This window comes from Achromobacter veterisilvae (assembly GCF_900496975.1).
Classification (GTDB): Bacteria; Pseudomonadota; Gammaproteobacteria; order Burkholderiales; family Burkholderiaceae_B; genus Achromobacter; species Achromobacter veterisilvae.
On the sequence record NZ_UFQC01000079.1, the window covers coordinates 1 to 8,719 of the forward strand.

General features: G+C 69.8%; 9 protein-coding genes and 1 pseudogene. 1 reads left to right on the forward strand and 9 read right to left on the reverse strand.

The annotated features are described in order from the left end of the window. The 6 genes and pseudogenes from AVE30378_RS32115 to fliF all read right to left on the reverse strand — a co-directional run. Positions 1–645: pseudogene (locus AVE30378_RS32115) on the reverse strand (flagellar hook-length control protein FliK); the annotation flags it as partial. Positions 646–669: 24 nt separating this feature from the next. Then, on the reverse strand, positions 670–1,119 hold the full coding sequence (gene fliJ / locus AVE30378_RS32120) for a flagellar export protein FliJ (protein ID WP_129247200.1): 450 nt from the start codon (positions 1,117–1,119) through the stop codon (positions 670–672). Then, positions 1,112–2,584, reverse strand: a complete 1,473-nt coding sequence (fliI, locus tag AVE30378_RS32125) for a flagellar protein export ATPase FliI (RefSeq protein ID WP_129247214.1) — start codon at positions 2,582–2,584, stop codon at positions 1,112–1,114. The genes fliJ and fliI overlap by 8 nt, the downstream gene beginning before the upstream one ends. Positions 2,585–2,631: 47 nt before the next feature. After that, positions 2,632–3,375, reverse strand: a complete 744-nt coding sequence (gene fliH, locus AVE30378_RS32130; RefSeq protein WP_129247201.1) for a flagellar assembly protein FliH — start codon at positions 3,373–3,375, stop codon at positions 2,632–2,634. Beyond that, positions 3,368–4,378, reverse strand: a complete 1,011-nt coding sequence (gene fliG, locus AVE30378_RS32135) for a flagellar motor switch protein FliG (protein WP_129247204.1) — start codon at positions 4,376–4,378, stop codon at positions 3,368–3,370. Before fliG ends, fliH begins: the two co-directional genes overlap by 8 nt. Continuing rightward, a complete protein-coding gene (gene fliF, locus AVE30378_RS32140; protein ID WP_129247206.1) occupies positions 4,368–6,041 on the reverse strand; it encodes a flagellar basal-body MS-ring/collar protein FliF in 1,674 nt (557 codons plus the stop codon). The genes fliG and fliF overlap by 11 nt, the downstream gene beginning before the upstream one ends. A 329-nt stretch (positions 6,042–6,370) precedes the next feature. On the opposite strand from fliF, the gene fliE reads away from it, so the two are divergent. Then, on the forward strand, positions 6,371–6,703 hold the full coding sequence (fliE, locus tag AVE30378_RS32145; RefSeq protein ID WP_129247208.1) for a flagellar hook-basal body complex protein FliE: 333 nt from the start codon (positions 6,371–6,373) through the stop codon (positions 6,701–6,703). Between the two features lie 26 nt (positions 6,704–6,729). On the opposite strand, the gene AVE30378_RS32150 is transcribed toward fliE, so the two are convergent. From AVE30378_RS32150 to fliK, 3 genes are all read right to left on the reverse strand, one after another. Next, on the reverse strand, positions 6,730–7,533 hold the full coding sequence (locus tag AVE30378_RS32150; protein ID WP_129247211.1) for a flagellar brake protein: 804 nt from the start codon (positions 7,531–7,533) through the stop codon (positions 6,730–6,732). A gap of 24 nt (positions 7,534–7,557) precedes the next feature. After that, positions 7,558–7,875 carry an EscU/YscU/HrcU family type III secretion system export apparatus switch protein gene (locus AVE30378_RS32155; RefSeq protein ID WP_129247212.1) on the reverse strand — a complete coding sequence of 106 codons (318 nt, stop codon included), beginning with the start codon at positions 7,873–7,875 and terminating at the stop codon, positions 7,558–7,560. Beyond that, on the reverse strand, positions 7,875–8,719 hold an 845-nt coding region (gene fliK, locus AVE30378_RS32160; protein ID WP_165360357.1), incomplete at its 5' end, for a flagellar hook-length control protein FliK. The genes AVE30378_RS32155 and fliK, both read right to left, overlap by 1 nt.

Sequence of the window (8,719 nt, forward strand, 5' to 3'; positions counted from 1 at the left end):
GGCCGCGGCGGCGGGCGCGGCCGGCGCTTGCGCGGGAGCCTGGTTGTTGCCGGGCTTGACGGCCTCGGTGACGACCGGCAGCGCGGCTTCGGCGTCGCGGACGGCGAGCGCGGCGGCGGCTTCCGCCTGCTGCGCGGTGGCCGCGACGGGCGTGCCCACGGTAACGGCCGCGTCGGCGGCGCCCAGCGCCGCGGTGAGCACGGCGGCGCCGGTGCTCATGGCAGTGGCCGTGGCCGCGGCATTGCTGCGCGCAAGCTGTACCTGTTCCGCCGCCTGGGCGGCGATTTCCAGCGCCTGCTGCGGCAGCACGACGGCCGGCTGGGCCGCCGCGACGGCCAGCGCGCCGGCTTCGGCCTGCGCGGCCGCCTGGGCGGCCTCGTCGATGGCGCCGGCGGCGGCGCCTTCCGCGCGGGCGGCGGGATCGTCCGAGCCCTGCTGGCCCTTGGCGGGCGCCTTCGCCGCGGCGTCCGCGGGGCGGGTGCCTGCGGCCTGATCCGGACGCTGCTGAGCGGGGCGTTGCTGGGCCAGCACATCGGAGAAGCTGGGACCCTTCTTGTTCGCGGGCGCCGGCTTGGCGCCGAGCGCGTCGGCGATCGAGGCCGGGGCGGCGGGCGCGATGGTGGGCAAGGGCAGGGGAGCGGTCATCTGGGGCTTCCTGTTAGGTATCGCTTAATGCATGCCGGCCTGGCGCTGGACCAGGCGGGCGGAGTATTCGTCGTTGGCGCGCTGTTCGCGGCGGGATTCCACCACGGCCTGGGCGCGCAGTTCGCGCTGCGCCAGGGCGTCGTAGGAATTGAGCTTGCGTTTTTCCTGCTGCCAGTACTGGCGTCCCTTGGCGAGGTTTTCGTCGGCCTGGCGCAGCACGGTCTGCTGCTGGCCGATCGCGTCGTCCAGGGTGCCGATGAAGCGCTGGTAGTTGTGGCAGTCGCTGGCCGACATGCCGTTCGTCATCGCCTGCTGCAGACGTTCCAGATAGTCCTGGCGGTAGTCGTGCAGCATGCCGAGCTGGCGCTCGGCGTTGCCGCGTTCGGCGTTGAGCCGGCCCAGCAGGCGCGCGGCTTCGTCCGTGCTTTCCTTGGCCAGGTCGATCAGCATGTCCAGGGGCAATTGGCTAGGCATAGGTGTCTCTCAATTCGAAACTGGCGCGCAACTGGCCGACGGCATCCGCGTAGCCGATGTTTTCGCCGATGTCCTGCTGCAGGAAGGCTTCCAGGCGCGGATAGCGCGCGATGGCGTCGTCGAGCTGCGGGTCGTTGCCGGCGGCGTAGGCGCCCACCGCGATCAGGTCGCGGTTGCGCTGGTAGCGCGACAGGCATTGCTTGAAGCGCCGCACCACGGCGAATTGCTCCGGCGGGATCAGCGAGGTCATGGCGCGCGAGATCGACGCTTCGATGTCGATGGCCGGGTAATGGCCCGCTTCGGCCAGGTGCCGCGACAGCACGACGTGGCCGTCCAGGATGGCGCGCGCCGAGTCGGCGATCGGGTCCTGCTGGTCGTCGCCTTCGGCCAGCACGGTGTAGAACGCCGTGATGGAGCCGGCCTTGCCCGACGGGCCGGGCGCGCCCATCCCGGCGCGCTCGACCAGCATGGGCAGCTTGGCGAATACCGAGGGCGGGTAGCCCTTCGTGGCGGGCGGCTCGCCGATGGCCAGCGCGATCTCGCGCTGCGCCATGGCGTAGCGGGTCAGCGAGTCCATGATCAGCAGCACGTCCAGGCCCTGGTCGCGGAAGTGTTCCGCCAGGCGGGTGGCGTAGGCGGCGCCTTGCAGGCGCAGCAGGGCGGATACGTCGGCGGGCGCGGCCACCACGACCGAACGGGCCAGGCCGTCGGGGCCCAGGTTGTGTTCGATGAATTCCTTGACTTCGCGGCCGCGTTCGCCGATCAGGCCCACGACGATCACGTCGGCCTTGGTGTAGCGGGCCATCATGCCCAGCAGCACGCTCTTGCCGACGCCGGAGCCGGCGAACAGGCCCATGCGCTGGCCGCGGCCCACGGTGAGCAGGCCGTTGATCGCGCGCACGCCCGTGTCGAGCACGGTATCGATGGGCGCGCGCGACAAGGGGTTGATCGGCTGGGCGGACAGGGGCGCGAGTTCGGCGCCCGTCAGCGGGCCCAGGCCGTCGAGCGGCCGCCCGGCGCCGTCCAGCACCCGGCCCAGCAGGGCATTGCCCACCGGCAGGTGGCGGCCGAGCTGCGGCTTGGCGTTGCCGTTGAGTTCGGCCTTGCGCGGCAGGGGGATCTGGCGCTGGACAGGGGGTTCGCCAGGCACGACGCGCGCGCCGGGCGGCAGGCCGGAGATGTCCGCCTGCGGCATCAGGTACAGCGTGTGGCCGTCGAAGCCGACGACTTCGGCGTCCGCCCAATGGTCGTGGCCGCGGGCGATTTCGATGCGGGCGGCCGCGCCCACCGGCAGGCGCAGGCCGGTGGCATGCAGCACCAGGCCCGTGGCGCGCGTGATCTTGCCGCTGACCAGCCAGGGGTCGGTCGACGCGGCCCGGATCGAACCGATCTGCAACTGGGTCTGCCAGCGGTCGATGATGGGCACGGCCGGTATAGGCGCGGCCGGCGTAGGCACGGCCGGTATGGGCACGGCCGGTGTAGGCACGGCCGTCGAGGGCGCCGGTTTGCCGGTCACGCGGGGTCCTCCCAGGACACGTTGCGGCCCAGCGAGGCCGCGACGCGGCGCCAGCGCGTCTGGAGGGTGGCGTCGATATCGCCGAACGGCGTCTCGGCGCGGCAGCCGCCGCGCGCGATGGATTCATCGGCGAGCACGCGCCAATGGCCTTCCTTGAGTTCGTCGGCCAGGTGCAGGCGGATCAGTTCGATGTCCGCCGGATTCGCCCACAGGCGCATCTGGCCGCCGGCGGACGGATTGATGTGCAGCACTTCGCGGACCGCGCCGGCCACGGTTTCGGGCTGTTCGGCGAGGGTGGTGCGCACGACCTGCTGGGCGATGTCCAGGGCCAGCGTGAGCAGGCCCTGGCCCATTTTTTCTTCCAGCGAGCCCAGCGATACGGCGCAGGCCTGCATCAGCGCATGCAGATGCTGCGCTTCGGCCGCGCCCTGTTCGCGCGCCTGGGCCAGGCCCTCGGCGTAGCCTTGTTCGCGTCCGGCGGCCAGGCCGGCCTCGTGGCCCGCCTGGCGGCCGGCTTCGAAGCCGGCGGCGTGGCCTTCGGCGTGCCCCTTCGCGCGGCCTTCCGCCCGCGCCTGGGCGCGCAACTGGGCCATGACGACCTCGGGGTCCGGCCCGGGATCGGGTTCCGGTTCGGGCTCGACCTCGACGGGCGCCGGCTCGTCGAACGACAGCATCTGCCAGCGCCGCCAGGCGGCGCTGCGCGAGCTGAGCGTCGTCGCGCCGCTGTCCGCTTCAGACATACGTGTCGTCTCCCTGGTTGCCCAGGACGATCTGGCCGCTTTCGGCCAGGCGGCGCGCGATCTGCAGGATCTTCTTCTGTTCGGTCTCGACCTTGGACATGCGGATGGGGCCCTGGGCTTCCAGGTCCTCGCGCAGCATTTCCGCCGCGCGGCTGGACATGTTGCGCAGGAACTTGGCGCGCAGCTCCTCCGGGGCGCCCTTGAGCGCGACCATGAGGGTGTCGTTGTCGATTTCCTTGAGGATGAGCTGGATGGCGCGGTCCTCGACGTCGAGCAGGTTGTCGAAGACGAACATTTCGTCGATGATCTTCTGCGCCAGGTCGTTGTCGCGTTCGCGCAGGCTGGCGACGACGGTTTCCTCTTCGGCGGAATTCATCATGTTCAGGATCTCGGCCGCGGTGCGCACGCCGCCCATCTTGCTGCGCTTGGCGCCCTGGCCGGCCAGCACGGAATTCAGCACTTCGGTCAGTTCGGACAGCGCGGCGGGCTGCACGCCGCCGAACGTGGCGATCCGCAGCATCACGTCGTTGCGCAGGCGGTCGGTCAGCAGCGCCAGCACGCCCGCGGCGCGGTCGCGCTCCAGGTGCACCAGGATGGTCGCGATGATCTGCGGGTGTTCGTCGCCGATCAGCTCGGCCACCGTGTTCGGATCCAGCCAGTTCAGCGCGTCGATGCCGCTGCCGCCTTCGCCGGCCTCCAGGATGTCCTCGATCAGGCCGGCCGCGCGGTCGCTGCCCAGCGCCTTGGTCAGCACGGTGCGGATGTAGTCGTCCGACCCCAGGGTGACGGCCATGAACTGGTCGGCCTCCTGGCGGAACTCTTCCAGCACCACCGCCACGTCGTTGCGGGTGACCTGCTTCAGGCTGGCCATGGCGCCGCCGACCTGCTGGACTTCACGGGCGCTGAGATACTTGAAGACCTCGGCCGCCGCGTCTTCGCCCAGCGACATCATCAGGACGGCGCTGCGCGTCATGCCGTCCAGCGGAAGGGAATCATTTTTCATCTTTGCTCATCCAAGTGCGCAGAACCATCGCGACCGCGCGCGGATCCTTGCTGGCCATCGTGCGGGCGCGCTCCAGGTTGTCCTGATAGCGGTCCACTTCCTTGGCGCGGGCCGTTTCCTGGGCTTCGCGCGCCGCCTCGATGCGATCGGCCTCGGCCTGCTCGGGATCGACCGGCGGGTACAGGTATTCGCCCACCGTGCGGCGCAGCAGGCGATACAGCCACAGCGCCAGCACGCCACCGACCAGCCACGCCAGGATCGTCTTGAACAGCGTGATCATTTCCGGATCGCGCCAGAGCGGCACCGGCGGCGGGCCATCGTTGAACTGGCTGTTGACCAGGTTCAGCGAGTCGCCGCGCGTTTCCGAGTAGCCCATGGCTTCGCGGACCAGATTGGTGAGCTTGCTCAGTTCTTCGGGCGGCAGGGCCTGCGGCTCGCCGTCCTTGTCGCGGATGTAGTTGACGACCACGGCGACCGACAGGCGCTTGAGCGCGCCCACCGGCTGCTTGATGTGGCTGATGGTGCGGTCCACTTCATAGTTCGTGGTCGCGTCGCGGCGTTCGTTCAGGTTGGAGGCCGGCGTCTGGGTGCCGGTCTGCTGCTGTTGTTGCTGCTGGGCATTGGCCGGCTGCTGCGGCTGGCCCGGGCGGGGCGGCTGCGGCTGGGGCGGGTTGGCGATCGGCGCCTGCGCGTTGGTCGGCGCCTGGTTCGACAGCGCGCCGGGGACACCTTGCGCGGGGTTGACGCCGCGCTGGGTGGAATCGCTGGTCTGCTGGCTGCGCACCGCGGCCTGCCCGGGTTCCTGGTTCGGACGATAGATTTCCGACGTTTCCTCGCGGCGGGAGAAGTCGACGTCCGCGCTCGCCTGGGCATGGACGTTGCCCGGACCCACCAGCGGGTTCAGGATGGTGAGGATGCGCTCGACCGTGCGTTGTTCCATCTCGCGCACGAAGCGCATCTGGTCGGCGTCCATGCCGCGGCCTTCGCCCAGCGGCGCGGACAGCAGGCGGCCGTTCTGGTCCACGATGGACACGTTTTCCGCGGTCAGCTCGGGGACGCTCGACGCCACCAGCCAGGAGATCGCGGAGACCTGGGCGTCGCTCAGGCTGCGGCCCGGGTAGACGTTCAGCAATACCGAGGCGGTGGGGGCCTGGCGTTCGCGCACGAACAGCGATTGGCGCGGCATGGCCAGGTGCACGCGGGCATGCTGCACGGTGTGCATGGCTTCGATCGAACGGGCCAGCTCGCCTTCCAGGCCGCGCTGGTAGTTGATCTGCTCGGCGAACTGGCTTGCGCCGAAGCGGGCGTTGTCCATCAGTTCGAAGCCGACGGAGCCGCCGCGCGGCAGGCCCTGGGACGCCAACTGCAGCCGGGCGTCGTACACGCGGTCGGCCGGAACCAGCAGGGCGGTGCCGGTATCGTTGTAGCGATAGGGCACGTTCATCGTTCCCAGCGCCGTCACGATGGCGCCGCCGTCGCGGTCGTCCAGGTTCGAGAACAGGACCTTGTAGTTGGGTTCGCTGCTCCACATCGCGACGGCGACGATCGCCGCGACGACGGCTGCCGCCGCGCCGAGCAGGACGGGCTTGGGCAGCGCGCGCACCTTCTCCAGCACGGGGAACTTCGCCAGCAGCGACGAGCTCAGGGTGGCCTGCTGATTCATCGACGGCTCCCGCAGGCTGCGCGGAGCTGGGAATGGAGCTTCATGTCTTGGTAGGGCAGATTACACATGCAACGTGCTTCTGGTCTGGGGAGAGCGTGGATTATTGCCCTTGAGACGACAATCCCAATCGTTGAAAACAGCCGGTTTTTGGCGTTACTTATCCCCTATGTCGCCAGGAAGGCGCGCGGGTCCGCCGCGGCCCTGGCCGAAGGCGGCCGCATTCGAGGAAATGTCGGGGTTTTTGGCGGTTCTTGTCGGCTATGGCCGGGCGCGACAGGCGTTACGCTTTATGCAACTTTGGCGTAATCCCCACCAGCAAGGAATCAGTAATGGCCGTATCAGGCTTGTCCGGTATCGAAAGCATGCTCCAGCAGATGCGCGCGGTCGTCAGCAAGGCGGAGACGGGCAACCTCGCCGCGGGCGAAGTGGCCGTCCAGCCGGACGGCTTCGCCGCCGAACTGCAGCGTTCCATCCGCCGCGTCACGGCCGCCCAGAACGCGGCCACGGCCCAGGCCAAGGCCTTCGAGCTGGGCGCGCCGGACATCTCGCTCAATGACGTCATGATCGACATGCAGAAAGCCAGCATCGGCTTCCAGACGGCGGTGCAGGTGCGCAACAGGCTGGTCGCGGCCTACAAGGAAATCTCCTCGATGGCCGTCTGATCGCGGCGCGGGGACCTGGCCCCCGGTCAGTTGCGCTGCGCGCCTCGCTCGAGGCGCCACACCACCTGCTGCAGCCAGTTTTCCTGGCGCGCGTCCAGGTTCAGGAATACCGCTCCCAGATGGCTTACCGGCGGCTCGCCGGTGAGCGAGACGTGCCGCGGCGCGGCCTCGCTTGGGCTGGCGCCCTGCATCATCGGCTGGCCCGAAACGGGATAGACGTTGCGCACTTCCAGGTTGGCGCTGATCCTGCCCAGTTCGCCGAAGTCCAGTTGTACGTTCTCCATGACGGCGCCGCGCTGGGGCAGGGCGCCCACCTCCACTGCGGCGCGCAGGCCCACGCCATCCACGGAAATGTCGCGCACGGTGAAGCTGCACGGCTTTTCCTGGGGCGAGGCCTGCCAGGTCGCGTGGCAGCGGCTGGCGCTGGCGATCAGCGATGCGCGGAACATCTTGCGGCGCTGGATCCGGGCCAGGCGTTCCGGGAAGGGAGACATCAGGGCGGCGCTGCCGTCGTCGAAATGGATCACCTCGGGCCGCTGCACGCGGAAGCGGATCTGCACGCCGCCGTAGGCCGTGGCGTTGAAATAGAAGGTGGTGCCGCTCAGCAGGCCCATGCTGTCGGAGTGTTCGAAGTCCGCGCCGGCATAGTCGCGGGGCCGCCAGAAGAACTGGCGAGTCTCCTTGTCCGCGCCGAGGATGAGCACGGCCATCTCGCGGTCCGCGGCGTCGCGCACCAGGATGTGGCTGTCGGGGTGCGTCAGCTCGAACAGGGCTGCGCGCATGTCTTCCGGCCGAGTCAGCAGGAATTCCGGGTCGCTGGCGTCCAACACGATGGTCGTCCTCAATCAGTAGGGTCAGGCGGGGGGCGTGGTTTCGGGCAGCTCGCGCGATTCCAGGCGGTATAGCCAAGCCAGCAATTCTGCCACTGCTACGTAGAGTTGGGGCGGGATATGCGCATCCAGGTCCACCTGCATGAGCAATCCGACCAATTCACGGGATTCGTGGACATAGAGGCCGTTCTCTTCGGCGGCCCGGACGATGGTGTCCGCCAGTTGGCCGTAGCCCTTGGCCACCACGCGCGGCGCGCCGTCTTTTTCCTCATAGGAGATGGCGACCGCCGCGTTGCGGTTGGAGTTCGGGCCGGTGTCGGGGGAATGGGAGGGCGTGCTCATCAGATGTCGGCCGGGATGACGGGACGCGGTTCCACCACGTTGACCGACAGATTGCTCAGGGTCAGTCCCGCGGCCAGCAGGCGAGAGCGCAGCGTGTCCGAGGCTTCATGGATCTCGGCCGCGCTGTGGGGGGCGATGACCTGCAGCACGAGCTGGTCGCCCGCCAGGTTCAGCCGGGCGTCGACCAGGCCCAGGCGCGGAAGGTCCAGTTTCAGCCGGGTGGCCCAGGTGGGCACCGCGGAATCGGGGTCGCCGCCGTAGGGGTCGCGCTCCACTTCCCATTCCATGGGCGTTCCGGGCCAGGCTTCGCCCTGCCAGGTCAGGGCCTGGTTGGCCAGCACGTCGAGCTGCTGGCGGACGAGCACGGTCAGGTCCTGGTGGATGCCGGCGATGGGCGTGCCGGGCGCGGGCGCGGCGGACGAGCCCGAGGAGCCCGGGGCGGACGGCGCGTCGGCGCTGGAACGGGCGGCGGCGCTGGGTTCGGACCGCGCCCGGGCGGGCGCCGCGTTCTGGGGTTCGGCGTTCTTGTCCAGCCGGGCCTGGGGTTCGTCCCGCAATTGGGAGGGATTGGTCCGGCCGAAGACCATGTCGGTCAGGTGGGACTCATAGAACAGGCCGCTGGTTTGCAGCGCCTGGCGCAGGGCCTGCCCCAGCGCGCGCGCCGGAGGGCCGCCGGCGGCAAGCGCCGCGTGGGCCGCGGCGTTGGCCCCCTTGGCCGCGGTGGGGGTATCGGCTTGCGTTGCGGGGCTTCCCGGCTTGCCGGCCGTGGCCGCCGCGCCCTCCTGGGCGAGGGCGGCCGCGGGATTGGGGGGCAGGGCCGCCGCCTGGGGCGCGGGCGCTTGCG

What these genes read in the sequence shown, in the direction of transcription:
- fliE (WP_129247208.1), top strand. Translation starts at nt 6,371, where the DNA reads ATGGCCGTATCAGGCTTGTCCGGTATCGAAAGCATGCTCCAGCAGATG.
- AVE30378_RS32155 (WP_129247212.1), bottom strand. Translation starts at nt 7,875, where the DNA reads ATGAGCACGCCCTCCCATTCCCCCGACACCGGCCCGAACTCCAACCGC.
- fliH (WP_129247201.1), bottom strand. Translation starts at nt 3,375, where the DNA reads ATGTCTGAAGCGGACAGCGGCGCGACGACGCTCAGCTCGCGCAGCGCC.
- fliG (WP_129247204.1), bottom strand. Translation starts at nt 4,378, where the DNA reads ATGAAAAATGATTCCCTTCCGCTGGACGGCATGACGCGCAGCGCCGTC.
- fliF (WP_129247206.1), bottom strand. Translation starts at nt 6,041, where the DNA reads ATGAATCAGCAGGCCACCCTGAGCTCGTCGCTGCTGGCGAAGTTCCCC.
- fliJ (WP_129247200.1), bottom strand. Translation starts at nt 1,119, where the DNA reads ATGCCTAGCCAATTGCCCCTGGACATGCTGATCGACCTGGCCAAGGAA.